The sequence below is a fragment of the Massilia sp. ZL223 genome (genome assembly GCF_018119395.1).
Lineage (GTDB): Bacteria > Pseudomonadota > Gammaproteobacteria > Burkholderiales > Burkholderiaceae_D > Telluria.
In genome coordinates, this window is record NZ_JAGPWD010000026.1 from 27830 (window position 1) to 53321 (window position 25492).

The 25492-nt window shown below is 68.2% G+C and carries 22 protein-coding genes; 6 read left to right on the forward strand and 16 right to left on the reverse strand.

Annotated features, from left to right (window positions below; all coding sequences use genetic code 11):
- Window position 1 precedes the first annotated feature (1 nt).
- Complete coding sequence (gene prsR, locus KBW95_RS16195; RefSeq protein ID WP_211528754.1) at window positions 2-1360, forward strand: PEP-CTERM-box response regulator transcription factor; 1359 nt, start codon at window positions 2-4, stop codon at window positions 1358-1360.
- Here prsR and KBW95_RS16200 read toward each other — a convergent pair.
- From KBW95_RS16200 to KBW95_RS16225, 6 genes are read right to left on the reverse strand one after another with little or no spacing between them, the layout of a single operon-like run.
- On the reverse strand, window positions 1347-2219 hold the full coding sequence (locus tag KBW95_RS16200) for a hydrolase 1, exosortase A system-associated (protein WP_211528755.1): 873 nt from the start codon (window positions 2217-2219) through the stop codon (window positions 1347-1349). The genes prsR and KBW95_RS16200 overlap by 14 nt on opposite strands.
- Window positions 2120-2623, reverse strand: a complete 504-nt coding sequence (locus tag KBW95_RS16205; protein WP_211528756.1) for a hydrolase 1, exosortase A system-associated — start codon at window positions 2621-2623, stop codon at window positions 2120-2122. Before KBW95_RS16205 ends, KBW95_RS16200 begins: the two co-directional genes overlap by 100 nt.
- Entirely contained in the window at window positions 2616-3452 is an 837-nt protein-coding gene (locus KBW95_RS16210) for a hydrolase 2, exosortase A system-associated (protein ID WP_211528757.1), read from the reverse strand. Before KBW95_RS16210 ends, KBW95_RS16205 begins: the two co-directional genes overlap by 8 nt.
- Window positions 3453-3701, reverse strand: a complete 249-nt coding sequence (locus KBW95_RS16215) for an acyl carrier protein (protein WP_211528758.1) — start codon at window positions 3699-3701, stop codon at window positions 3453-3455.
- On the reverse strand, window positions 3698-4771 hold the full coding sequence (locus KBW95_RS16220) for a GNAT family N-acetyltransferase (protein ID WP_229429798.1): 1074 nt from the start codon (window positions 4769-4771) through the stop codon (window positions 3698-3700). The genes KBW95_RS16215 and KBW95_RS16220 overlap by 4 nt, the downstream gene beginning before the upstream one ends.
- On the reverse strand, window positions 4768-5940 hold the full coding sequence (locus tag KBW95_RS16225; protein ID WP_229429799.1) for a DegT/DnrJ/EryC1/StrS family aminotransferase: 1173 nt from the start codon (window positions 5938-5940) through the stop codon (window positions 4768-4770). Before KBW95_RS16225 ends, KBW95_RS16220 begins: the two co-directional genes overlap by 4 nt.
- 128 nt (window positions 5941-6068) lie before the next feature.
- Between KBW95_RS16225 and KBW95_RS16230 the strand changes: the two genes are divergently transcribed.
- The 3 genes from KBW95_RS16230 (at window position 6069) to KBW95_RS24880 (ending at window position 10249) form a co-directional block, all read left to right on the forward strand.
- Complete coding sequence (locus KBW95_RS16230; protein WP_211528760.1) at window positions 6069-7655, forward strand: acyl-CoA ligase (AMP-forming), exosortase A system-associated; 1587 nt, start codon at window positions 6069-6071, stop codon at window positions 7653-7655.
- Window positions 7652-8884: a pyridoxal-dependent decarboxylase, exosortase A system-associated gene (locus tag KBW95_RS16235; protein WP_211528761.1), complete on the forward strand. Its 1233-nt coding sequence runs from the start codon at window positions 7652-7654 to the stop codon at window positions 8882-8884. Before KBW95_RS16230 ends, KBW95_RS16235 begins: the two co-directional genes overlap by 4 nt.
- 159 nt (window positions 8885-9043) lie before the next feature.
- Complete coding sequence (locus KBW95_RS24880; protein ID WP_211528762.1) at window positions 9044-10249, forward strand: GNAT family N-acetyltransferase; 1206 nt, start codon at window positions 9044-9046, stop codon at window positions 10247-10249.
- A gap of 84 nt (window positions 10250-10333) precedes the next feature.
- Here the strand turns inward: KBW95_RS24880 and KBW95_RS16245 are convergent, their stop codons facing one another.
- From KBW95_RS16245 to KBW95_RS16290, 10 genes are read right to left on the reverse strand one after another with little or no spacing between them, the layout of a single operon-like run.
- On the reverse strand, window positions 10334-11551 hold the full coding sequence (locus tag KBW95_RS16245; RefSeq protein WP_211528763.1) for a TIGR04063 family PEP-CTERM/XrtA system glycosyltransferase: 1218 nt from the start codon (window positions 11549-11551) through the stop codon (window positions 10334-10336).
- A 5-nt stretch (window positions 11552-11556) separates the two neighbouring features.
- On the reverse strand, window positions 11557-13473 hold the full coding sequence (locus KBW95_RS16250) for an XrtA/PEP-CTERM system amidotransferase (RefSeq protein WP_211528764.1): 1917 nt from the start codon (window positions 13471-13473) through the stop codon (window positions 11557-11559).
- On the reverse strand, window positions 13461-14639 hold the full coding sequence (locus KBW95_RS16255) for a TIGR03088 family PEP-CTERM/XrtA system glycosyltransferase (protein WP_211528765.1): 1179 nt from the start codon (window positions 14637-14639) through the stop codon (window positions 13461-13463). The genes KBW95_RS16250 and KBW95_RS16255 overlap by 13 nt, the downstream gene beginning before the upstream one ends.
- Entirely contained in the window at window positions 14639-16168 is a 1530-nt protein-coding gene (gene xrtA / locus KBW95_RS16260) for an exosortase A (protein ID WP_229429800.1), read from the reverse strand. Before xrtA ends, KBW95_RS16255 begins: the two co-directional genes overlap by 1 nt.
- A complete protein-coding gene (locus KBW95_RS16265) occupies window positions 16168-17421 on the reverse strand; it encodes a TIGR03087 family PEP-CTERM/XrtA system glycosyltransferase (RefSeq protein WP_211525068.1) in 1254 nt (417 codons plus the stop codon). Before KBW95_RS16265 ends, xrtA begins: the two co-directional genes overlap by 1 nt.
- Window positions 17421-18305, reverse strand: coding sequence for an XrtA system polysaccharide deacetylase (locus KBW95_RS16270; protein WP_211525069.1), 885 nt, complete (start codon window positions 18303-18305; stop codon window positions 17421-17423). Before KBW95_RS16270 ends, KBW95_RS16265 begins: the two co-directional genes overlap by 1 nt.
- Window positions 18302-19369 (reverse strand): XrtA/PEP-CTERM system-associated ATPase, encoded by a 1068-nt coding sequence (locus KBW95_RS16275; RefSeq protein ID WP_211525070.1) that lies wholly within the window; start codon window positions 19367-19369, stop codon window positions 18302-18304. The genes KBW95_RS16270 and KBW95_RS16275 overlap by 4 nt, the downstream gene beginning before the upstream one ends.
- 14 nt (window positions 19370-19383) lie before the next feature.
- On the reverse strand, window positions 19384-20961 hold the full coding sequence (locus tag KBW95_RS16280) for a TIGR03016 family PEP-CTERM system-associated outer membrane protein (protein WP_211528767.1): 1578 nt from the start codon (window positions 20959-20961) through the stop codon (window positions 19384-19386).
- Window positions 20942-21874: an XrtA-associated tyrosine autokinase gene (locus KBW95_RS16285; RefSeq protein ID WP_211525072.1), complete on the reverse strand. Its 933-nt coding sequence runs from the start codon at window positions 21872-21874 to the stop codon at window positions 20942-20944. Before KBW95_RS16285 ends, KBW95_RS16280 begins: the two co-directional genes overlap by 20 nt.
- 21 nt (window positions 21875-21895) lie before the next feature.
- Entirely contained in the window at window positions 21896-23431 is a 1536-nt protein-coding gene (locus KBW95_RS16290) for an XrtA system polysaccharide chain length determinant (protein WP_211525073.1), read from the reverse strand.
- Between the two features lie 411 nt (window positions 23432-23842).
- Here KBW95_RS16290 and KBW95_RS16295 point away from each other — a divergent pair, with 411 nt between their 5' ends.
- Together KBW95_RS16295 and KBW95_RS16300 are read left to right on the forward strand one after the other, a co-directional pair.
- Entirely contained in the window at window positions 23843-24601 is a 759-nt protein-coding gene (locus tag KBW95_RS16295; protein ID WP_211525074.1) for a serine protease, read from the forward strand.
- 156 nt (window positions 24602-24757) lie between these two features.
- A complete protein-coding gene (locus KBW95_RS16300; protein WP_211525075.1) occupies window positions 24758-25372 on the forward strand; it encodes an XrtA/PEP-CTERM system exopolysaccharide export protein in 615 nt (204 codons plus the stop codon).
- Window positions 25373-25492 lie beyond the last annotated feature (120 nt).

Consider the following 25492-nt stretch of genomic DNA (forward strand, 5'->3'; position numbering starts at 1 on the left):
CGTGACACAGAATAAACCCAAGCTACTCATCATCGAAGACGATCCCGGGCTGCAGAAACAGCTCAAATGGAGCCTGGACGCCTACGACGTCGCCGTCGCCGGCGACCGCGAAGCGGCCCTGGCCCAGATCCGCCGCCACGAACCGGCGGTGGTGACCATGGACCTGGGCCTGCCGCCCGACCCGGACGGCTCCACCGAAGGCCTGGCCACCCTGCAGCAGATCCTGGCGCTGGCGCCGGATACGCGCGTCATCGTCCTGACCGGCAACCAGGATCACAGCAACGCGGTCAAGGCGATCGGCCTGGGCGCCTACGACTTCCACCAGAAGCCGGTCGACCCCGAGGTGCTGAACCTGGTGATCCAGCGCGCCTTCTTCCTGCACAATCTGCAGCAGGAGAACCGCCGCATGCAGCAGAACCAGGCCGATTCGCCGCTGTCCGGCGTGATCTCGCGCGACCCCGGCATGCTCAAGGTCTGCCGCAACATCGAAAAGGTGGCTCCGACCTCGGCCTCGGTAATGCTGCTGGGCGAATCGGGCACCGGCAAGGAAGTGCTGGCGCGCGCCGTGCACCAGCTGTCGCCGCGTTCCAAGGAGCGCTTCATGGCGATCAACTGCGCCGCGATTCCCGAGAACCTGCTCGAGAGCGAACTGTTCGGCTACGAAAAGGGCGCCTTCACCGGCGCGGCCAAGCAGACCAAGGGCAAGGTCGAACTGGCCCACGGCGGCACCTTCTTCCTCGACGAGGTGGGCGACCTGCCGATGGCGCTGCAGGCCAAGCTGCTGCGCTTCCTGCAGGAGCGCGTGATCGAGCGCATCGGCGGCCATGAGGAGATTCCGGTCGACGTGCGCATCGTCTGCGCGACCCACCAGAAGCTCAAGGAATTGTGCGCACAAGGGCGCTTCCGCGAGGACTTGTATTACCGCCTGTCCGAGATCGTGGTCACCATCCCGCCGCTGCGTACCCGCGAAGGCGACAGCGCGCTGCTGGCGCATCACTTCAAGAACAAGTTCTGCGCCCAGGAGTCACGCGCGGCGCTGCACTTCTCGCCGGACGCGATCGCGGCGATCGAAGCCTACCAGTGGCCGGGCAATGTGCGCGAGATGGAGAACGTGATCAAGCGCGCGGTGATCATGGCGGACGGGAACACCATCGTCGCCGACGACCTCGGCCTGCCGGGCGAGGGCGCCGTGGAAGAGCCGATCAACCTGCGCCAGGTGCGCGACGAAGCCGAGTACAAGGCCATCGTCAAGGCCCTGGCCCGGGTCGACGGCAACATCGTCAAGGCCTCGGAAGTGCTGGGAATCAGCCGCCCGACCCTCTACGACCTGATGGGACGGCACGGCATCAAGACCGGCTGAGCGCCTGCATCTTCCCGAGCCAGGCGCGCGTCCATTGCGTGGCCTGGCTTTGCCATTCGCGGCGCGACAGCGTATGGTCGGCGCCATCCAGGCGGTGGCGCGTGACGCGCGGCGCTTCCAGCAGCCGCCGCCACGGCCCCGGGCCGCTGTCCAGGTCCGCGAATTCCTGGGCGGTCAGGTCGGCGCCGCTCAGCAGCACCAGTATCCGTCCGTCGAAGCGCGTCAGCGCCGCGTACATGCGCTCGGGCAGGGCCGCGGGCGCGGCTGCGGCTGCGGCGCCGTCTTGCGCCGGCGCGCCGCGCGCGGCCGCCAGCGTGCGCCGCAGCGAGGACAGGGCCGCGCGCCAGTCGAAGCGGCCGCTCGCGATCTTTTTCCATAGCCCCGGATCGAACAGGCGCGCCCGGTAGTAATGGCGGACGGCGGCGCGCGCGGCGCCTTGTTCCGTGCGCACCCATGGATTGAGCAGGGCCAGCCCGGCCACGCGCCCGTCCTGGGGCGCATACAGCGCGGCGGCGGTGGCGCCGTCGCACAGGCCCCACAGCACCACCCGCTTCACCGACGGCGCCTCCTGCTGGAAGCGGTCGATGGCGGCGCGCAGGTCCGCACCGGCGTGCTCGAAGCCGCCAACCTGGCCGTCGCTGTCGCCCATGCCCCGGTAATCGAAGCGCAGGGCCGGCATGCCGGCCGCCGCCAGGTCGCGTGCGAGCAGGGTGAACTGCCGGTGGCTGCCGGCGCGGTATTGCGGTCCGCCGACCACGATCAGCACGCCGAGGTCGTGGCCCGGCGCCTGGTCCGGCAGGCTGGCGATCCCGTACAGCCAGGCGTCGCCGGAAGCAAAGGCCAGGGCCCGCTCAAGCATGGATTGAGCAGGGCCAGCCCGGCCACGCGCCCGTCCTGGGGCGCATACAGCGCGGCGGCGGTGGCGCCGTCGCACAGGCCCCACAGCACCACCCGCTTCACCGACGGCGCCTCCTGCTGGAAGCGGTCGATGGCGGCGCGCAGGTCCGCACCGGCGTGCTCGAAGCCGCCAACCTGGCCGTCGCTGTCGCCCATGCCCCGGTAATCGAAGCGCAGGGCCGGCATGCCGGCCGCCGCCAGGTCGCGTGCGAGCAGGGTGAACTGCCGGTGGCTGCCGGCGCGGTATTGCGGTCCGCCGACCACGATCAGCACGCCGAGGTCGTGGCCCGGCGCCTGGTCCGGCAGGCTGGCGATCCCGTACAGCCAGGCGTCGCCGGAAGCAAAGGCCAGGGCCCGCTCAAGCATGGGCGGCCTCCGCGAAGCAGGCGAGGCTGGCGCGCACCAGGGCCGGCGCCTCTGCCACTTCAGGCGTGGACCAGAACGGCGGTCCCTGCACCAGCTCCTGATGGACCCGGGCGCCGCGCGCCTGCCAGATGGAGGCGACGCGCGCGGCCGCCGGCGGCATGGGGCGGCCCGCTTCGGCCGCCAGCTCGAACCAGTGCACCGGGCAGGGCAGGGACAGGGGCGCCGCGTCGGCTTGCTCCATGCCGCCCGCCAGCGCCTCGGTCAGGCCGTAGCCGGCGATCTCGATCGTCTCGCCGGCCCGCAGGCAGGCGCGCAGGGCCTCCGCGCCGCCATGCGCCCCGCCGGCCAGCATGTCGGCCGCCAGGCGCAGGCGCAGGAACTGGTTGAGGTGGGCCAGGCCTGCGGTCACCGGCTGCCACAGCAGCACCTGTTCCGGCGGCCGGGACGCGCGGTGGGCGGCCTGCAGGGCCAGCAGGCCGCCCAGGCGCAGGCCCCACAGGCCGGCCGTGCGTCCGAGGCGCGCCTCGAGCCAGGCGCGGCCGGCATCGATGTCGGCCAGCCAGCCGTCCCAGCCGGCGTCGGCGAAATCGCCGTCGCTGTCGCCGCAGCCGTGCAGGTCGAGCAGCAGCACCCCGACCCCGCGGGCCGCGAAGGCGCGCGCCTGCAGCGCCGCCATGCGGCGCGCCCGGTTCATCTCTTCGGCGAAGGGATGGACATAGAGCAGCGCGCCGCGGCAGGCGCCCTGGGGCGCATGGAACAGGCAGAAGCGCCGGCCGGCGGCGGTGTCGAGGAAAAACGGCTCGGCCGGAGCGGCGGCGGGGCGGGGCATCTAGGCGGCGCGTTCTTCGACGAAGGCGGCCAGGCTGCCGACGGTGGCGAAGGTGCTGGCGCTGATGTCGTCGTCGTCGATGGCGATGCCGAAATGCTCCTCGAGCGCGCCGATCAGGCTCACCACGGCCATCGAGTCGAGCTCGGGCAGGCTGCCCAGCAGCGGTGTGTCGGCGCCGAGGGCGGCGCCGGACGCGCCGAGTCCGAGCACGTCGGTGAGGATGGTTTTGACTTGGTCCAGATACGTCATGATGGTTGTTCGTCGATTGGCGCGCCGGAGGCCCGGCGCCGGCGCGCCTCGCGCAGGGCATGGAGATGCCGCAGCGCAGGCCAGCGATAATGATTGACATGGTACATAGTGCGCACCTCTTCCGTCCAGCGCGTGTGCCATTCCATGACGCGGCCATAGAATTCGAGACGCGCGAAGCGGCCGGAGGCGAACAGCGCGCGCATCGCTTCCTCGCGCATCAGGAGGGCCGGCGACAGCCAGGCCGGCGCGTTCTCGTCGTAAGCGGTCTTGAGCACCACGATGCTGTCGCGGTCCTCGATGCACAGGTCCATCGCGACCAGCTCCTGGCCAAGGTAATAGCGGTAGACGCTGGCCGCATCGCGGCTGGCCATCGCTTCGAGCATGGCCCGGTAGAAGCGTCCCTGGGCGTCGTCGGCGCGCACCGCGGTGCCGGCGCCGGCCTTCCAGCCGCTGCCTTCCAGCCGGCTGTAGTCGAGCACGGCCTGGGCCATCGCGCCCGGCGCGCGCGCGATGTCCAGGCGTCCCGCCACGCCCTCGCGTTCGAGCCGGTTGCGCTGCTTCTTGAGGTTGCTGCGCAGGTTCTTGCCGCGCGCATCCCAGTAGGCGTCGAAACCGCCGGACAGGGTCACGCGCGCGGTGCGGATGTAGTCGAGCGTGCCCAGCGCGGGGCCGCCGGACGGCCGCGGCATCAGCATCGGATCCATCTGGGTCAGGGCGCACAGCAGCGGGAAACCCGGCAGGGCGCCGAACAGGGCGCGCACCAGCAGCCCACTGTCGAGGCCGGGCAGCTGCAGCCACAGCCCGACCGGCGCCTGCGCCGGCTGGAAGCTGGCCCAGGCGCCGCGCCGCGAGGGCGCCAGCACGGCCATGGCCAGCAGGCGCCCGTCGCCGCGGCAGGTCGCCAGCAGCTCGGGGCCGGCGGCGAAGGCGGCCAGCAGGGGCGCGACGAAGTCCGGGGCAAGCACGGCGGAGCCGCCGGCGGCGGCGTGCAGGGCGGCCCAGTCGCCGCGATGGGCGCCGAATTCGCTGGCCGGCGCCAGGGTCCAGCTCATGGTCATGCGCTTGCTCATGCCAGCGCCGCCCTGCGCAGCGCGTCGGCCAGCCACGTGGCTTCGCTGTCGTCCAGTTCCTGGTGGCAGGGCAGGCCCAGCACATGGCGCGACAGATAGGCGGCGTGCGTACATGCCGCCGGGTCCATGCCTTCCCACAGCGGATAGCCGAAGCGGGTCAGGGGGACGCCGTCCGCCAGCAGGCGCCGCGCCAGGCCGTCCGGGTCCTCGGCCACCAGCGGGAACAGCCAGGGGCAGACGCCTTCAGGCAGGGATGCATGCAGCGGCCGCACGCCGGGCAATCCTTGCAGCGCCTGCTGCAGCCGCAGGTAATGCTCACGGCGGCGCGCCGCCACCCGCGCCGGCGACGACAGGGCGAGGATCAGGCGGGTGCAGCGCGAGGCGCGCTTGTCGGCCCAGGCCGGGTCGAAGCCGTAGCCGCTGTCGGAAGACGCCGGGGCCAGCTGGGCGCGCGGCGGCCTGCTGCGCTTGAGCGCGCGCCAGGCCAGGTCCTTGGCGCGCAGCGGCAGCCACAAGGCCGCGCGCAGGGCGCCCAGGCGGCCGAAACTGAAGCCGCGTTCCAGCGTGTTGAAAGCCGCCTTCAGCTCGAAGCCCGGTCCGGCCGGGAGCAGCCTGAGCGCGGACAGGTCGCGGCGCGCCGAGACCAGGGCGCCGCCCTCGTACAGGGGAAGGAATTTCATGATGCTGGCGGCCGCGTAGTCGCCCCAGGATCCCAGCGGCCTGCCTTCGTGCTCGCCGATGAAAGCGTGGGCGCAGTCTTCCAGCAGGGCGATGCCGCGCGCGTCGCACAGGGCGCGCAGGGCGGCCAGCGGCTGCGGAAAACCGAAGAAATGGGTCGCCACCAGCACCCGCGTGTGCGGGGCGATGCGGGCGGCGATGTCGTCCAGGTCGGCCTGGCCATCCGGACCGACGCGGTAGAACAGGGGCAGGGCGCCGCGCCACAGCACCGGCGGCACCATCGAGGCGCTGTGGTAGGCAGGCAGCAGCACGCTGTCGCCGGCACCGACGCCCAGCTCGCGCAGGGCCAGGGCAATCGCAACCCGGCCGCTGGTGACCAGGCGCGCTGCGCCCGCGTCGAGCACAGTGAGGGCGCGCGCGCCGCCGTCCCGGCGGAAGGAAGCCAGAGACAGCACCGGCGCGAGCGGAATGGCGGGACGATTGGAGCGCATGGCGGCAAGCATGGCCCAGTATAAACCGGCGGCCGAAAATTGCCACGCACCGGCGTCGCCGTGCGCCTGGACTGCGGCCGATGGTAAGATGACGGGCTGCGGCGCGCGCCGCGTTTACCTTGTTTGCCATGGCCGACCTGATTCACGACTTCATCTTCGCCGCCGCCCGCCGTTCCCCCTCCGCGCAAGCCCTGGTGGACGGTTCCCGCCGCCTCGACTATGCCGCCCTGGCCGGCGCCGTCGAGCTGGCCGCGGGCGCCTTCCTGGCGGCCGGCGTGCGGCGCCGCGAACGGGTCGCGGTCTACCTCGACAAGCGGATCGAGAACGTGGCCGCGATGTTCGGCGCGTCCCTGGCCGGCGCCGTCTTCGTGCCGGTCAATCCCCAGCTCAAGGCGGCCCAGGTGGCCCACATCCTGGCCGACTGCAATGTGCGCGTACTGGTGACGTCGGCCGAGCGCCTGGCGCAGATGGAAGCGGCGCTGGCCGATTGCCCGGACCTGCGCAGTGTGTTCGTCACCGGCGCGGCATCGGCCCCGGCCCCGTCGTCCGGGTTTGCCGTGCACGGCTGGGAAGCGGCGCAGACCCCGCCCGCACCCGATGCGCTGGCGCAGCGGCGCGCCATCGACGCCGACATGGCCGCCATCCTCTACACGTCAGGCAGCACCGGCAAGCCGAAGGGCGTGGTGCTGTCGCACCGGAACATGGTGGCTGGCGCGCAGAGCGTGGCGTCCTACCTGGACCTGCGTGCGGACGACCGCGTGCTGTCGGTGCTGCCGCTCAGCTTCGACTACGGCCTGAGCCAGCTGACCTGCGCCTTCCTGGCCGGCGCCACCGCGGTGCTGATGAACTATCTGTTCCCGAAAGACATCCTGCAAGCCGTGGTGGGCGAGCGCATCACCGGACTGGCCGCGGTGCCGCCGCTGTGGCAGCAGCTCGCCGCCCTCGACTGGCCCGCCGACTGCAGCCTGCGCTACCTGACCAATTCCGGCGGCGCCATGCCGCGCACCACGGTGGAGGCGCTGCGGCGCGCGCTGCCGCGGGCCGAGCTGTTCCTGATGTACGGCCTGACCGAGGCTTTCCGTTCCACCTACCTGCCGCCGTCGGAGCTGGACCGCCGCCCCGACTCGATGGGGCGGGCGATTCCGAACGCCGAAGTGATGGTGGTGCGCCCGGACGGCACGCCCTGCGCGCCGGACGAGCCGGGCGAGCTGGTGCACCGCGGCGCGCTGGTGTCGCTGGGCTATTGGAACGATCCGGCGCGTACCGCCGAGCGCTTCCGTCCCGCGCCCGGCCAGCCGCCGGGCCTGCCGCTGACCGAAATGGCGGTGTGGTCGGGCGACACCGTGCGCATGGACCGCGACGGCTACCTGTACTTCATCGGGCGCAGCGACGACATGATCAAGGTGTCCGGCTACCGGGTCAGCCCGACCGAGGTCGAGGAGGGGGCGTACGCCACCGGCCTGGTGGCCGAGGCGGTCGCCTTCGGCGTGCCCCACCCTGCGCTGGGCCAGGCCATCGTGCTGCTGGCCCTGCCGCGCGAGCCGGGCCTGGACGGCGCCGCCCTGCAGCGCCAGTGCCAGCGCCAGCTGCCCAGCTGGATGGTGCCGGCGCACGTCGTGCTGGCGCATGCGCCCTTCCCGCGCAACCCGAACGGCAAGCTCGATCGCAAGAGCCTGCGCGAACCCTATCTCACCCTGTTCGATCAACCAGCATGACGTCCAAGCCCCTCCACGCCAGCCAAACCCTGTTTCCGGTCGCCGACGGCTGCCTGCAGGTCGGCGGCATCGCCTTGCCGCGCCTGGCCCAGCGCGTCGGCAGTACCCCTTTCTATGCCTATGACCGCGCGCTCCTGAGCGCGCGCGTGGCGCACGTGCGCCGCCACCTGCCGCAGGAAATCGCCCTGCATTATTCGATGAAGGCCAATCCCATGCCGGCGCTGGTGCAGCACATGGCGGGCCTGGTCGACGGCATCGACGTCGCTTCCGGAGGCGAGCTGAAGGTCGCCCTCGATACCGGCACCGATCCGTCCCGCATCAGCTTTGCCGGTCCCGGCAAGCGCGGCGCCGAGCTGCTGCAGGCGGTCGCCGCCGGCGCCTGCGTGCATGCGGAATCGGAGCGCGAGCTGCGCGCGCTGGCGCAGATCAGGCAGGAGACCGGCATCGCGCCGCGCCTGGTCCTGCGCATCAATCCGGACTTCGAGCTGAAAGGATCGGGCATGCGCATGGGCGGCGGCGCCAAGCAGTTCGGCATCGACGCCGAGGACGCGCCGCGCGTACTGGGGCTGGCGGCCGAACTGGGCCTGGAAGTGCTGGGCTTTCATATCTTCAGCGGCTCGCAAAGCCTCAAGGCCGAGGCCATCATCCAGGCGCAGGCCCAGACCCTGGAGCTGGCCCGGCGCCTGGCCGCGGCCAGCGCCGATCCGGTGCGCATCCTGAACCTGGGCGGCGGCTTCGGCATTCCGTATTTCCCCGGCGAGCAGGCGCTCGACCTGGCCCCGATCGGCGCGGCGCTGGCGGCGGCGCTGCCGCAGGTGCGGGAGGCGCTGCCGCAGGCCCGCCTGTCGATCGAACTCGGACGCTACCTGGTGGGCGAGGCAGGGGTGTATGTCGCGCGTGTGATCGAACGCAAGGTCTCCCGCGGCCAGGTCTTCCTGGTCACCGACGGCGGCCTGCACCACCATCTGGCGGCATCCGGCAACTTCGGCCAGGTGATCCGCAAGAACTACCCGGTCGCGATCGGCAACCGCATGGACCAGCCGGCGGGGACGCCGGTCTCGGTCGTCGGGCCCCTGTGCACGCCGCTCGACCTGCTGGCCGACCAGATGGCCCTGCCGGATGCCGAGGCGGGCGACCTGGTGGTGGTGTTCCAGTCCGGGGCCTATGGCCGCTCCGCCAGTCCGCAGGATTTTCTCAGCCACCCCGAAGCGGTCGAAGTGCTGGTCTGAACAGGGGGCACGTACCGCCCCTATGATGTTGCGCAGCTGACACACAAAAAAATGCATGTAGGATTTGTCTGACGCAAGGTTACAATGGCGAGGGTCAATACGATAACCTTTAGTTAACCGCTCCCAGCCACCAAGACGAATCCTTTAGGCAGCCAGTCAGTGAACAATCCAATTGCTAACCGAGACTTCCCGATCGAGATCGACCTCCGTGCGCTGCCGGCTGAACTCAAGGAGGAATTCGATTTCGACGTGTGCCGCAGCACGGCGGACCTTGCATGTCCAGTACTGGACGATGCCTGGAACCGGATGCTGGAAACCGGGCGCAGCCCGGAAAAGTTTTATCAGATGCCCGCTTTCGTACGGTCCAGGAACAGCGGGCAATATCTGGAAAAGCACTGGGAGCTGGTGACGGTAAGACGCCGCAGCGATGCAGCCGTCGTCGGTATTCTTCCTTTGCGCAAAGGTGAGCAAGAAGTTGGCTTGCACCTCGGTTCGATTTGCCTGTTCAAGTACAAGATCAAGGTATTGCAGCTGCTTGGCAGCGTACCTCTGTTGCATCCGGTCGAAGAGCGCTTGTTCGGCTTCGTTCTGAGTAAGCTGCTCGAGCGGCATCCGGATTGCCAGGCCTTGTCCATGCAGGCCGTGCCGCTGGAACTCATCGGTGAATTCCGGGATGTCAAAGGCTTGTCCTGTCACGTCCTGCATGGCTGGCGCGAGTGCCATACGGTTCCGCTGCCGGATACGGTCAGCGAATATCTTCAGAAATTCAGTTCGAAGAAGCGGTATAACCTGTCGCGGCAAATCCGCCTGCTGTCCAAGGAAGCCGGCGAGGCTCGCCTGGTCCGCATCACGCAGCCCGACCAGGTCGCGGACCTTATTGCAGCGCTCAAATCCCTGCCTTCCGGACAACAGCACGCGACACCAGCGCTGCAGACGGAGCTGGAAAACTCCGCGCGCAACGGTTTGCTACTTTCCTACCTGCTCCAGTGCGGCAGCGAAACCGTCGCTGCGATCATTGGCAGTTCGGGTGAAAAGGTCTGGCATGTCCATAACATCCTTTGCAAGGACAAATACCTGGAGTTGTCGGTGGGGACGAGCATCACCCATTTGGCCATGCAAGATGTCATTGAAGACCTGTCTTTCAAGCTTGTCGATTTCGGCTATGGAACGCCGAACCAGGAATACCGTTCGACGCATGTCCTGAAAAAGCGCGCCCAGGTCTTGCTGTGCCGCAGCCGCAGCCTCTTCAATGCGATGTTCGTCATCCAGAATATGCTCGGCGCGCTGAATAAAACGATGGTCGAGCGCATCAAGAAAACGAGCAAGGAATTTCGCCGGAGGGCGCAGAAGCCCGGGAAACCGTAATGCAAGGCGCCCAGCCTTGACATTGCCGCCGCCTGGGGGAGTGCCCCTGGCGGCGTTGCTGGCTGAAAGCGGCGGGTTTCGCCTTCAGGCCGCTTTCAGTCCGGTCACCCGGCCGTAGATCTGCTTGTAGCGCGCCACGCTGACCGGCCAGTTGCGCTCGTTTTCCACGTATTCCCGTCCTGCCTTGCGCAGCGCCGGCCAGTCGGTCCGGGCTTCGAGCAAATCGCCGACCTTGCTGGCCAGGGCCTGGGGATCGTCGGGTGCGAACAGGATGCCGGTCTTGCCGTCGGTGATCAGTTCGCGGTGTCCGCCGACCCCGGAAGCGGCCAGGATGCGGCCCTGGGCCATGGCCTCGAGCGGCTTGAGCGGGGTGACCAGGTCGGTCAGGCGCATCGACAGGCGCGGGTAGACCAGCACGTCGAGCAGGTCGTAGTAGCGCTGTACCTGATCGTGCGGCACGCGGCCCGTGAACACCACTTTGTCGCCGATGCCGAGTTCCTTCGCCAGCTGGCGCAGCTGGGCGTCCTGGGGACCGCCGCCCACCAGCAGCACCCGCAGGTCGGGGGCGCGCACGCACAGCGCGGGCACGGCGCGCAGCAGCACGTCCAGGCCTTCATACGCGTAGAAGGAGCCGATGAAGCCGATCAGGCGGTTGTCCTGCAGGCCGAGCTGGCGCTTGAGTTCCAGGTCCGGCTGGCCGCCGACGGCGAACTTGTCGATGTCGACCGCGTTCGGGATCACCGTCACCTTCTCGGCCGGGATGCCGCGCCCGAGGATGTCGCCGCGCAGGCCTTCGCAGATGGTGGTGACCGCATTGGCGCGCTTCAGGGCATAGGTCTCGAGCGCGCGCGTCAGGCGATAGCGCAGGCCGCCCTCGCTGCTGGTGCCGTGGTCGACCGCGGCGTCTTCCCAGAAAGCGCGCACTTCGTACACCACGGGAATGCCGAAGCGGCGCCCGGCGCGCAGGGCGGCGATCGCGTTCAGGCAGGGGGAATGGGCATGCAGGACGTCGGGCTTGATGCGCGGGATGATCTCGGCCAGGCGCTTCTCCAGGCCGCGGATCACTTCCAGCTGGTTCAGGACCGGCATCTTCGCCAGGATGCTGCGCGAGCGCGGGGTGCGGAAGAAATGCAGGCCGTCCGCGGATTCCTCGGGCAGGTCGTTGCCGCCCTGGTGCTTGGCGCCGGTGACATGGAAGGTTTCCCAGCCGAGCGCGCGCTGTTCGCGCAGGATGGAACGGGTGCGGAAGGTATAGCCGCTGTGCAGCGGGATCGAATGGTCGAGGACGTGAAGAACACGCATTGCTGTCAGCTCCGGATGGCGGCGGTCGCGCCGTTCTTGCGCAGGAAGGCTTCGAACATCAGCACGGCCCACAGCGCCGTGCTGTGGTCCTTGGTGCCGGCCTGGTGTTCGTCGAGCATCTGCCTGAGGTACTTGTCGTTGAAAATGCCGGTATCGAGCAGCATCGGGTTGAGCACCGCGCGCTCCAGGGACTCGCGCAGCGGTCCGCGCAGCCAGGAAGCAAGCGGAATCGAGAAGCCCATCTTCTTGCGGTACAGGATGTCGTCCGAGAGATAGGGCTGGAGCGCCTTCTTGAAGATGTGCTTGCCCTCGCCGTTGCGCAGCTTGCACGAGGAAGGCAGGCCCGAGACCCATTCCACGAACTTGTGGTCCAGCAGCGGCACGCGCACTTCGAGCGCATGCGCCATGCTGGCGCGGTCGACCTTGGTCAGGATGTCGCCCGGCAGGTAGGTTTTCATGTCGACGTACTGCAGCAGCGAGAGCGGGTCGTCGGTCGGCGAGTTGGCGGCGTGGGCGCGCATGACTTCCGCCGCGCGGTAGCCTTGCAGGCGGGCGCGGAAGGAGTCCGAGAACAGCTGGTCGCGCACCCGGTCGACCAGGATCGACACGCCGTGGAAGTAGCCGTCGACCAGGTCGCGCGCCAGGGCCTCGAACGTGGTCTTGGCGCGGAAGATGCGGGGCGCCCAGTCGGCCTTCGGGTAGGCCGCGCCGAGGAAGCCGAATACCGGCTTGCGCAGCGCCAGCGGCAGCATCGAGCGCACCTGCTGTTCGCCCATCGCCATGCGGTAGCGGCGGTAGCCGGCGAAGTTCTCGTCGCCGCCGTCGCCCGACAGCGCCACCGTCACGCGCTTGCGGGCGAGCTGGCATACGCGGTAGGTCGGAATCGCCGAGCTGTCGGCATAGGGCTCGTCGTACAGCCCCGCCAGCAGGTCGACCAGGCCGTAGTCGTCCTTGTCCACGGTCTCGGACTGGTGGTTGGTCCGGTACTGCTCCGCCACCTGGCGCGCGTAAGTCGATTCGTCGAAGGCCGGGTCGTTGAAGGCGATCGAGCAGGTGTTGACCGGATCCTTGGACAGGCCCGCCATCATGGCCACGACCGCGCTCGAATCGACGCCGCCGGAGAGGAAGGCGCCCAGCGGGACCTCGGCCTCGAGCTGGCTCTCGACCGCTTCGCGCAGGCGCGTCACCAGCTCTTCCTCCATCTCGCGCTCGCCCATCGGCGCATGCGGGGTGAAGGGCAGGTCCCACCAGCGGCGCGGGCGGGCGGCGCGGCCGTCGGCGCCCACGTGCAGGGTCAGGCTATGCCCGGGTTCGAGCTTGAAGGCGTTCTTGAAGATGGTGCGCGGTTCCGGCACGTAGCCGTAGGCGAAGTATTCCTCGACCGCGCGCGGCTCGATGGTGCGCGGCAGCTCGGGGAAGGACAGCAGCGACTTGAGCTCCGAGCCGAACACCAGGGTGCCGTCCGGCAGGAAGGCATAATGCAGCGGCTTGATGCCGAGGTGGTCGCGCGCCAGGAAGAAGGTGCGTTCCTTGCGGTCCCAGATCGCGAACGCGAACATACCGCGCAGGTGGCGCACGCAGTCGTCCCCCCACTGTTCCCAGGCGTGCACGATGGTCTCGGTGTCCGACTGGGTGCGGAAGGTGTGGCCGAGCGCTTTGAGCTCCGCCATCAGTTCGCGGAAATTGTAGATTTCGCCATTGAATACGGTGACCACGCTGTGGTCTTCGTTGAACAGCGGCTGCTGGCCGCTGGCCAGGTCGATGATCGACAGGCGGCGGTGGCCGAAGCCGACGCCGGGTTCGAGGTAGACGTCGCCTTCGACGGGGCCGCGGTGGAACTGGGTCTGGTTCATCCGCTCCAGCACCGCGCGATCGATGTCGCGCGTGCCGCGCGGGTCAAAAATGCCAACTATTCCGCACATGGTCGGGTGATTTCTTCTGAGTTGATGGTGACGTCGCGCAGGCGGTCGTAGAGGGCCGTATAGGCGCCGACCATTGCCGCGACACTGTAGTTGCGCTCGATACGCTCGCGCGCTGCGATCCCGTGCGCGCGCAGGCGCGCCGGATCGTCGAGATAGGCGCCGAGGGCGGCCGCCAGCGCGGCCGGGTTCGACGGCGGGACCAGGGCGCCGGTGGCGCCCTCCTGCACCACGTCCGGGATGCCGCCGACGGCGCTGGCCACCACCGGCAGCCCGCAGGCCATGGCTTCGAGCAGGGTGACCGGCGTGCCTTCGGCGATCGAGGACAGGGCGAACACGGAGAAGCCGCGCATCAGGTCTGCCACGTCGCTGCGCGCGCCCGGCATCCAGACCAGGTCGGCGACTCCCTGTTCCCTGGCGCGCCCGGCCAGGGATTCGCGCAGCGGGCCGTCGCCGACGATGGCCAGGCGCAGCGCGCCGCGCTGCTGCGGCCGTTCGCGGCACAGCAGGGCGAAGGCATCGATCAGGCCGGCCTGGTCCTTGACATCCTGCAGGCGTCCGACAGTGCCGATGACGAAAGGCGCCGCCGCAAGCGGCCAGGGCGGATCGGCCACCGCCAGTCCGGGCGCGTAGCGCGCCGTGTCCACGCCGTTCTGGATCAGTTCGGTCTTGCGTGCGGGAATGCCGACCAGGCCGGTCAGCCAGTTCTCCAGGTCGCGCGAGACCGGGATGTAGCGGCCGATCCAGGGCGCCAGCGCGCGGCGCAGGAAATTGTGCTTGCGGTTGCGGCCTTCCGGATCGCTGGCGTCGCGCCCGTGCTCGGCGTGGATGCGCACCGGCACGCCCGCGGCCCAGGCCGTGAACGCATATTCGGCGCAGGCGAAGTTATAGGTGTGGACGATGGCCGGCCGCAGGCGGCGCAGCAGGCGCCACATGGCCAGGTGGATACCCAGCCCGAGGCCGGGCGGCTTGTGCAGCGCGAACAGCTCGACGTCGGGCTTGGCGATCCTGTCCGCGAACTCGGTATAGCCGGTCAGGCACACGATCGCGTGGCGGTAGCGCGCGGCAGGCATGTGGTTGATGCAGTCCACCAGCAGCGTTTCCAGCCCGCCGAAGTCGAGCCGGTAGATCACGTGCACCACCAGCGGGCGCTGGTCCTTTGCAGCCATCAGCGTCCCCGTGCGGCCCCGAGGCTCGCTTCGAGCGGCGCCAGGTTGGCTTCCAGGAAGGCGCGCAGCGCAGCGCGCGCGCTGTCCGGATTCTCGCCGAAGGGCGCCGCCACCATGACGGCGGCGCCGTCGTCGCCGCGCAGCAGCAGCGTGGCGCGGGCCTGGCGCAGCTTGCCCTGGACGTCGCTGGCGGTGAAGCCGCCATCGACCCACAGCCAGTGCCAGACCAGGAACTGTCCCTGCGGGCCCTTGATGCGGGTTTCGCGCAGCGCCAGGCTTCGTCCGCCGACGCGCTCTTCGCGCCCGCCGGAGGCCACTTCCAGGAATTCCTTGCGGGTGCCCACGCGGTTGGTCGAGCTGATCAGGATCTTGCCGCGCTCCTGGTTGCGGTAGTACAGCACCTGGAGATTGACCGGCTGCGCGCCCGGGGCGGCATAGGTGCCGCGCAGGGCGGCGTCGGGATCCATGAAGCTGGGCTGCCAGGCGGTCCAGGCCGGCGCCTGGCTCCAGGCAAGGCGCTGGGCGTCCAGGCGGACCGGCGCCGGGTTGTGGTTGGCGCGATCGACATAGGCCGCCAGCGCCGGCCAGACGGCGCAGGCGAGGACGGCGGCCAGCGCCACGCCCGCGATCGGACGCGCCGGCACGGCCGGTGCGTCGGCCAGGACGCCGGCCGCGGGCTCGGACTGGTCCTCGCGCCAGTAGCTGCCGATCCAGAACATGATGAACATCACCAGGCCGAAGAACAGCCAGCCGTAGATCAGGTGGTCCACGCCAGTGGCCAGTTCCATGCCGCTGAAGTGGCCGATCATCACGATCATCACGGCGCGCAAGCCGTTGGCGACGATCGGCACCGCGATCGACAGCCCCACGAACACTAGGCGGCGCGTCAGGCTGCGATAGCTCAGGTAGGCGTACAGGCAGCCAAGGGTGACGGAAGAAATCAGGTAGCGCACGCCGCTGCAGGCCTCGACCACCGACCAGTTCCCGGTCGGCAGCTCGAAGTAGGTGCCGTTACGCAGCACCGGGATGCCGAATGCGCGCACGGCGGCCACGGTGAAGTCGGCGGTGAAGTTGATCAGGTGCGGGACGAAGGCTTCGCCGAAAGGCACCGCCAGCAGGATGAAGGCGAGCGGGAAGGCGAGCGAGCGCGCCAGCTGCCAGCCCAGCACCGCCACCGCGCTCAGGGGCAGCATGGCGGCGAAGGCGTATTGCATCGCGAATTGCACCTCGCCCAGGCGCGCCAGCAGCCAGCCGGCGCCGCACAGCGCCAGCAGGCCGACCGCGGGCCAGCAGGGCGCGACCGGAATCCGCTTGAAGACGGCGCGGCGGGTCCAGATCAGCCACAGGCTGATGGGCAGGATGGCGTAGCCGTGGGCGAAGGTGTCGGAGCTGTTCCAGATCGAGACGATCGAGGCGGCGGTGCCGAAGTAGAACAGGAAGGGCGCGAGCAGCGCCATGGCGATCAGCGCCACGCTGGCGCCGGGGATGGAGGTGCGCACTGCGCCGGCCAGCGCCGGTTGGTCGTTCATCAACATTCGAGCCTCTCTTCGATGCTTGACAGGTGGGCAGGCCAGCTATAGCGGCGTTCGACGCAGGCGCGCGCCGCGCGGCCCATGGCGTCGCCGGGCGTACGCAGCAGGGCAAGCAGCCGGCTTGCGTGGTCCTCGGGCGCATCGGCCACCACCAGTTCGCTGCCCGGCGTGGCGTCGATGCCTTCGAACGCCTGGGGAGAAGCGACCACGGGGCGCGCCATCGCCATCGCCTCGAGTACCTTGTTCTGGATGCCGCGCGCAATGCGCAGCGGGGCCACCGCGACCGCGGCGTGCGCCACATAGGGCCGCACGTCGGGCACGCTGCCGGTGACGGTGATGCCGGGACGGGCGGCAAGCGCCTGCACGGCCGGGGCAGGGCGGGCGCCGACGATCACCAGGCGGGCACGCGGCTCCCCGGCCAGCACCAGCGGCAGCACGTGGTCGGCGAACCACTGGACCGCGTCGATGTTGGGCCAGTAGTCCATGGCGCCGGTGAATACCATGGCCGGGCCGCCCTTGCCTTCCGCCTCGTAAGGATTCGGATAGGCACGGTCCGGGCTGAAGTACTCGGTATCGACGCCGTTGTTGAAGAATCCGATGCGGTCCGCGCTTTCGGGAGCGAGCTGGCGGAACAGCTCCGCCTCCGGGGCGGACACGAACAGCGAGGCGTCGAAGCGCGCCGCCACCTGCCGCTCGTAGGCGAGCAGGCGGCCCGCCTCGTGGCGGTACAGCCAGCTCATCGGCCAGGACTTCTTGTCGGCATACTGGCGCCACTTGTCGGAGTCGACGTCGCAGAAGTCGATCACCCGGCGCGCCGCGGCATGGGAGTCGGCGTACTGGGCCATCGGCGAGCAGAACACCACGATGCGCCCGACGCCGTGCTCGCGCACCGTGCGGTCGACCCAGGCCTGCATGCCGGCGTCGCGGTAGAAGCCTTGCGAGATCGAGCCGCCGGCGGCGAGGCTGCCCATGCCGCGCAGCCGGCCCTGGAGCGGGCCGAGGCGGACGAAGTGGCTGCTGGCGCACATCGCCTCGACCGCCGGGACGTGCTGCCAGTCGTCGGGATCGTCGATGAAGGTCGCCAGATGCACGCGATAGCGCTGCGCCAGGTGCTTGAGCAGGTTGTAGGAGCGGATCTTGTCGCCCTTGTTGGGCGGATAGGGGATGCGGTGCACCAGCAGCAGCAGGTCGGCCCGGGCCTGCGCCGGGGCCGCGGGCTGCTTGTCCAGCACTGCGTCGGTCAGCAACATCAGCGGCGCTCCAGGAAGATCCGGTCCATGCGGTCCCACGCGAAATCGCGCGCCAGCGCTTCCAGCCGCGACTCCATGCGTGCGATGTTGACGTAGTGGCGGAAGCGCGCCTTGGCGCCCAGTCCTTGCGGACGCGGCTGGCCGGGATCGAGTTCCCAGGGATGGAAGTAGAACAGGGCTGGTTCGCCGTCCTCGCGGTTGACCTTTTCCATCATCCAGCGCGACAGGGCGTAGGGAAGCAGGCGGAAGTAGCCGCCGCCGCCGGCCGGCAGGTTGCGTCCGCCCATCCGGACCGTGGTGACCGGCACTTCCAGCAGGCTGTCGGGGCCGTTCGGATAGAAGGCGAAGCGCGGCGCGTCCGGCATGCCGTAGTGGTCGTGGGCGATCGGGTAGATGCTGGAGCTGTAGCGGTAGCCGGCCTCGTGCAGCGCGTCGAGCGCCCACAGGTTCTGCGCGCCGATCGAGAAGCTTGGCGCGCGGTAGCCGAGGACCTCCTGGCCGCCGATGTCTTCCAGCAGGGCCTTGCTGGAGCGGATGTCGTTGTCGAACTCGGCGCGGCTCTGGTCCGAGGCGCGCAGGTGGCCGTAGCCGTGGCTGGCCAGCTCGTGGCCGCCGGCGACGATGCGGCGCACCAGGTTCGGATAGCGCTCGGCGATCCAGCCCAGGGTGAAGAAGGTGGCGCGCACGCCGTGGCGCTCGTACAGCGCCAGGATGCGGTCGACGTTGGCCTCGACCCGGCATTCGCGCGCATCCCAGCTGTCGCGCGAGATGTAGGGGGCGAAGGCGGAAACCTGGAAGTAATCCTCGACGTCGCAGGTCATGGCGTTGCGGATGCGCTCGCCCGGGGCGGGACGCGGCCTTGCTGCGGGGGTGTGCATCTTCATTCCTGGTTGTCCATGTGCTGGGCCGGCGCGCCGGGCGGCGCGGCGACGATTTTCTTCAGGATCGACAGCACCGAGACGATCGATTTCTCGAGGCGCATCATGCGCTCGTCGAGCAGTTCCACGCTGGCGCCGCCGGTGCGGCGTTCGCCCAGGCGCAGTTCCTCGCCGGCGCCGAGCAGGTCGGCGCCGTTGGCGCCGGCATGGGCGGCGCGCGCCCCATTTGCGGCGCCCGGGATCTCGGTCTCGGGCAGCTGGTATTCCTCGGAGATGTCGCGCACCACTTCGTTGATGTGGCTTTCCGCGAAGGCGTGCAGCTCTTCCAGGTAGCCCATCAGCAGGACGCGGTCCATCAGGGTATTGGTCTTGCGCGGGATGCCGCCGCTGTAGCCGAAGATCGCCGCATGGGCGCCGTCGTCGAAGGACGGGTCGCCCTGCCAGCCGACCGTGGCCAGGCGGTGCTCGACGTAGGCGCGGGTTTCCTGCGCATCCATCGGGCCCAGGTGGTAGCTGGCGATCACGCGCTGGCGCAGCTGCTGCATGCCGGGGCTGTGCAGGGTGGCGCGGAATTCCGGCTGGCCGAGCAGGAAGGTCTGCAGCAGCGAGCGGTCGTCGGTCTGGAAGTTGGACAGCATGCGCAGCTCTTCGACGGTGCGCGCGTTCAGGTTCTGGGCTTCGTCGATCACCAGCAGGGCGCGCTTGCCCTGGCGGTCGACCGTGCGCAGGAACTGTTCCAGGCGGTTGAGCAGCTCGGCCTTGCTGGCCCCTTCGTAAGGCAGGCCGAAGCTCGACACCACCATGCGCAGCGTGTCTTCCGGATCGAGGCTGGTGTTGACGATATGCGCCGCGACGATCTGGTCGGTCGGGATCTTGTTGAGCAGGTTGCGCACCAGGGTGGTCTTGCCGGCGCCGACCTCGCCCGTGATGACGATGAAGCCTTCGCCCTGCGACAGGCCGTACTCGAGGTAGGCCATGGCGCGCTTGTGGCCCTTGGAGCCGAAGAAGAAGTGGGGGTCGGGGCGCAGCTGGAAGGGCTTGGCCGACAATCCGTAGTAGGTTTCGTACATCGTTGTTCTTCCGGTTAAAGCTTCATCGACAGGCTTGCCGAAATGGCGTTTTCCGAGTAGGTCCCGCTATTGCCGACCCCGACGTCGCCGCTGCGGCGCCGCATTTCCACCGTGCCCAGCATGCGCTCCCCATAGCGGCGGGTCAGGCCCACCCGCAAGGTGCGCTGGTGGTTCACCAGGCCGGTCGTCAGCGACTGGCTGCGCTGCACGTTCCAGCCGCCGATCACGCTGGAACGGCTGTTCAGCTGGCGGGTGAAGGTCGCATCCAGGCCACGCTGGCGCACGTTGGTATTCAGGTTGCTCAGCTGGCTGCCCAGCAGGTCGCTGTCGCTCTGCGCATCCGTCAGGGCGATGCGCTCGTTCGCATACAGGCTCAGCACCGCGCTGCTGCGCCCGAGCCGGTAGGCGCTGGTGGCCTGCAGCGACTTCTGGCGCATGTAGCGGTTGCTCAGGAAATTCACGCTGTCGGCCAGGCTGGGCGGCAGGCCGGTGGCCTGCATGTAGGCCGCGACCACGCGCTGGCGTTCGACCGGATCGGGGAAGGAGGCCGAGAACAGGCGGTCGAGCAGTGCGGCGGTGTCGATCGCGGTGGGCAGCAGGAATTGCTGGCGCGAGGTCGTCACCGCGTCGCTGTAGCTGACGCTCCACACCGTCTGGCGGCTGCGGTGGCTCGCCAGCAGCGAACCGGTCTGGCCATAGTAGTGGCGGCCGAGCGAGGCTTCGAGGCTGGTGCGGGCGCCCGGCTTCCAGGCGAAGCCGGCCGACCAGTTGCGGCCCTCGTCCTTGTTGTCACTGCCGAGGCCGCCGAAATCGTAGCGGTCGTAGCCGGCGGTGGCGGTCAGCGCCAGGCGCGGCGAAATGCGGTAGCTCAGGTTGCCGCGCAGGGACTCGGTCGTGGATTCCCCGTAGCGCGCGGAATCCAGGTCCTGGCGGTAATAGTTCAGTCCCCAGCCGACGGTGTCGAAGTTGCTGCCACTGGCCAGGCTCGCGCTGACGGCATCGCTGTCCGACTTGTAGAAGCCGTTCCGCACGGCGTCGCCCAGCACGCTGCCGCCGGCCGAGTCGACCGCGTCGCGCGTATAGCGCAGCTGGGCGCTGGCGGTATTGCCGAAGCGGTGCACCAGGTAGGGGCTCACGCTCCAGGTCTCGATCTCGGTACGGTTGCCGAGCGAGTACAAATCGGTGCTCAACTGCGGGCCGAAGGCGGAGGTGCTGCGCTGGCCGCGCGAAGTGGAGGCGTCGATGTACAGCAAATCCTCGGACAGGATGCCGCGCAGGGCGCCGCTGTACTGGCGCTGGTTGTCGGTGGTGCGGTTGCCGACGTCGTGCAGGAAGGCGAACTGGTGCCACTCGGCGCTGGCCGACACGTTCAGGCGCGGCGAGGTGCCGATCACGGTCACTCCGGGGGCCAGCTGGGCCACCAGTTCACTGCGCTTGCGCTCGTCGGCCTGGAGATTGATGTTGTCCGTGTAGGTGACGCTCGTCGTCAAGGTCGGGACGACACGCCAGCCGGCTTGCGCCGGCAGCGCCAGCAGCATGGCTGCGGCCAGCGGCGCCAGGCGCGGCAGCCGCTTAGCCGTAGTGATAGTCATACGTCTCTTCGATGCCCGGGATGTCCCTGGTCTTGTTATAGATGAGGTTAACGTTGTTCATGCCTTCCAGCTGGTGCAGCGCTTCCTTGACCGCGTGCTGGGTCGTGGTCTGGGCTTCCACCACGACCACGATCTGGCCCATGTGGCTGGCCAGCACGCGCGATTCGCTGGTCAGCAGCAGCGGCGGCGAATCGAAGATGATGACGCGGTCCGGATAGCGGTTGGCCAGTTCGTTCAGCATCGCGCTCATGGTCGAGCTGGCCAGCAGTTCGGTGGCGCGCGAGGTGCTGGTGCCGGCCGGCAGGATGGACAGGGTGTCGACATTGGTGCGCAGCATGACGTCCGACAGGTCGAGCTTGTCGTCGAGCAGGATGTCCATCAGGCCGCGCTGGGCCGGCAGGCCGAGCGTGCGCAGCACCGAAGGACGCGCCACGTCGGCGTCGACCAGCAGCACGGTGTGGTCGAGTTCCATGGCGATGCTCATCGCCAGGTTGATCGCGCAATAGGTCTTGCCTTCGCCCGGCAGCGAGCTGGTCACCATGATCAGGTTGGCCGGCTTGTCCTTGGGACCGCGCTCGGCAAAGGCGCGCTGCAGCAGCGGGCGCTTGATGATGCGGAATTCCTCCAGCAGGGCGGTGCGTCCGCCGGCGGCGGTGACCATGCCCGTGTCGCGCATGCGCGCCAGGTCCAGGTCGACCTTGCGGGTACCGGCGCGGGAGCGCGCCGGCGCCTCGGCGGCGGGCGCGGCCGCAGGCGCGCTGTCCGGCAGGGGGACGGCGGCCGGCGCGGCCGCGACGGCGGCGCCATGCTCCGGCGCGTAGCCGGCGGCATCGGCCGCCGGGGAGAAGGTAACGGGGGCGGCGCTCTGGCGCTGCTTGTCGATGCGGCTGGCCGCTTTTTCAATGATGCTCACATTCGCTCCTTGGCAACGGCCTTACATGTTGGGACGGACGAGGATGGCGGCGACGCCGGCCCCATAGGCGCTGAACAGCACCAGCACCGAGACGCCCAGCGCCACCAGGCGGCGCTTGCGGCGGACGGTCTGCTCGGCGGTCCAGTTCATGCTGATCGAACCGAGGATCGGCACGCCGGTCACCTCGCGCAGCGCCGCATGGCTGAGGAAGGTCGGGCGCAGCTGGCTCATCAGGAATGCACCGGCCAGGCCGGCGGCCAGCGCAGCGACGAACACGGCCGAGAACAGGCGCAGGCGGTTGGGGCCGGACGGCACCGGCGGCGCGGTCGGCGGCTCGATCACGCGGAAGGTCAGCATGTCGGTGGCCGAGGACAGGTCGCCCGAGAGCTTGGCCGATTCGCGGCGCTCGACCAGCTTCTGGTAGTTTTCGCGGTTGACTTCGTAGTCGCGGTTGAGCTGGGCCAGCTGGGCCTCGACTTCCGGCGCCTGGGCGCTCTGGTTGCGCAGCTGCGCCACGCGGGCGCTGTATTCGGCCACCCGCGCCTGCAGCGAGGCCACGCGCGCATCGGCTTCCGACAGCGCGACGGTGAGCTGCTGCAGCATCGGGCTGTAGCTGGCGCCCGGATCGGCGCTCGGCTTGCGGTTCTTCGCCTGCTCTTCCTTGCGCGCCTGCAGCTGCTCGAGCAGGCGGCGGTTGGCGACGATGTCCGGGTGCTGCTCGGTGAACTGGGTGCGCAGGGAATCCAGGGTCTTGGTGACGGTGGCGATGCGCTCTTCCAGCGCCGGGTCCACATAAGGCAGGCTGGGGCTGGCCCCGCCCTTGGCGCCGCTGCCGCCCGAAATCTGGCGGCGGATCGCATTGCGTCCCTGCTCGGCTTCGGCCAGCTCCAGGCGAGCCTGGCTCAGGGCTTCGTTGGCGGCGATCATGCGCGAGCCGAAGTCCGCGCCTTCGCGCGGCAGCATGCCGACGTTCTTGATCTTGAACTCCTTGAGCGTGTTTTCGGCCGTGGCCAGCTTCTCTTCGTAGCTCTTGATCTGGTCGTCGATGAACTGGACCGCCTTCTCGGAGTCCTGCTTCTTCCCGCCGAAGCTGCCCTCGACGAAGATGGTGAGGAAGGCCTGGACCACGTCCTTGCCTTCCTTGGCGCTGGGCGCCGTGTAGGTGATGGTATAGATGTCGTCGCGCTCGGTGCCCGCGATCTTGATGCGCGAAATCATGTCGTCGACCATCTTTTCCTGCTCCTTGCTGTCGCGCGCCTTGACGTCGAGGTCGACCATGCGCATGACGCGCTCGACGTTCGGACGGCTGATCAGGGTGCGGCGCATGAACAGCACCTGCTGGTCCAGGTTCGGCACCGTGGTCATGTTCGACAGCAGGGGTTTGAGGATGCTCTGGGTGTCCACGTAGACACGGGACGACACTTCGTACTGGTTCGGCAGCTTGAACACCACGGCCCATCCGGCCAGGGCGACGACCCAGGTGATAACGACGGCATGCCAGCGGTATTTGCCGATGGCTTTCAGAAATGTAAGGATCAGGGCTGTAATCTCGGCCATCTTGTCAGTCTCGCCAGTAAGAGCCCGGTGACGGGCTCAACTAATTAAAGATCTTGCATGATCGCTTGTACACTAAGCAATTGCAATTACGTATTTAGAAATTGCGGCTTTCCAGCTTCAGAGTGCAAACTGTTTGCAACAGAACTTCTGCAGTGCAACAAAATTTCAAGGACTTGCCCGTTTTCACCTCGAAATCTTGTTGCATTATCGCAAACATTCGGGCCGAAGAGTGATTGTATTTTTCTACACCCTTTGGCAGTGTTGCTTCAAGCTTAAGCAGGCAAGTCAGTAGCAATAGAATAATTCTGTTGCTGTACGTTAAACATGCTTATTGTAATGTTTAATGTTGGAAAGGGCCTACACGATTGGAAGTCTTTGGCAACAGGTTTACCGGAGAAATATGATATGCGAATGACAACAAGGCGCGCCACCTGCCTTTTGCTGGGCGGCCTGCTGGCCTGGCCAGCCCTGGCGGCCGGCCTGCCGGACACCGCTGCGGCAGTAAAAAGATCCGTGGTCGGCGTCGGGACTTACCAGAAGACGCGCAGCCCGGCGACCGTGTTCGTCGGCACCGGCTTTGTCGTGGGCGACGGCCTGAGCGTGATCACCAACGCGCACGTTGTCCCCGATGTCTTGAATGGCACCCGCGTGGAGGAGCTGGGCGTGGTGGTGGGCAAGGGCGAGCAGATCGCGTTCCGTCCAGCGACCCTGGTCGGCCTGGACCGGGAGCACGACCTGGCCCACCTGCGCCTGAGCGGCGCGCCGCTTCCGGCCGTGACGCTGGGGGACGACGCACAGGCGGTGGAGGGCCAGGAACTGGCCTTCACTGGTTTCCCTTTGGGAATGAATCTCGGCCTGTTCGCCGCGACGCACCGGGCGCTGCTGGCGGCCATCACGCCGGTGGTGCGTCCTTCGCTGAACTCGCGGGGCCTGGATGCGCGCGCCATCGCCCAGCTGCAGCGTTCTTCCTTCCAAGTGTTCCAGCTTGACGCGACCGCCTACCCGGGCAACAGCGGCAGTCCACTCTACGATCCGGCCAGCGGCGCCGTGCTGGGCGTGATCAATGCCGTGTTTGTCAAAGGCTTGAAAGAAAGCGCGATCAGCGCGCCCAGCGGCATCACCTACGCCATCCCGGTACGCCATGTCCACGCGCTCTTGCAACGAAAGTAAGCACGAGTATTTCAACTGTGCATGCATTTCCACAGGCCGCTGTTATACAATACCTACGCTTGTTAATTGATGTATAACATTTTTCAATCGCTAGACGATGTCGCGCAGGCAAGCCGCCGCGCGGCCGCGCGAAGGGGACTCGACGTGAGCAAACTGATGCATTTGACGAAATATCTCGTGGCCGCGGGCGCCGCCGGCTTCCTGCTGCTGTTGGGGGGCTGCGCCACCCCCGCCGCGCCAAGCCAGGCCGCGCTGGCGCCGGTCAATCCCGATTACCTCATCGGTGCGGGCGACAGTGTAAACATCATCGTCTGGCGTAATCCGGAAGTGTCGATGTCGGTCCCGGTACGCCCGGACGGCAAGATCACCACGCCGCTGGTCGAGGATCTCCAGGCCGCGGGCAAGACCTCGACCCAGCTGGCGCGCGACATCGAGCAGGCGCTGGCGAAATTCATCCAGCAGCCGGTGGTGACGGTGATCGTCACGAATTTCGTCGGCAACTACAGCGAGCAGATCCGCGTCATCGGCCAGGCGGCCCGTCCGCAAGCGTTGCCGTTCCGCCGCGATATGTCCTTGATGGATGTCCTGATCGCGGTCGGCGGCGTTACCGAATTTGCTGCCGGCAATAAGGCAACGATCGTGCGCACCGTCGACGGCAAACAGGAAAAGCTGCCGGTACGTCTCGACGCCCTGTTGAAGGACGGCGATATTTCGGCCAACGTGATGATGCGTCCCGGCGACGTTCTTGTCATTCCGGAAAGCTTCTTCTAATTCGTGCCTGTCGAACATTTTTACAACAGACAGGCCAGATGGATGGCGACTTGCCGCGCATAAGCGATTAGTATTTGATAACGCAGGTTTTTTTCGGACGGGTCTATCGAAGGCATGGAA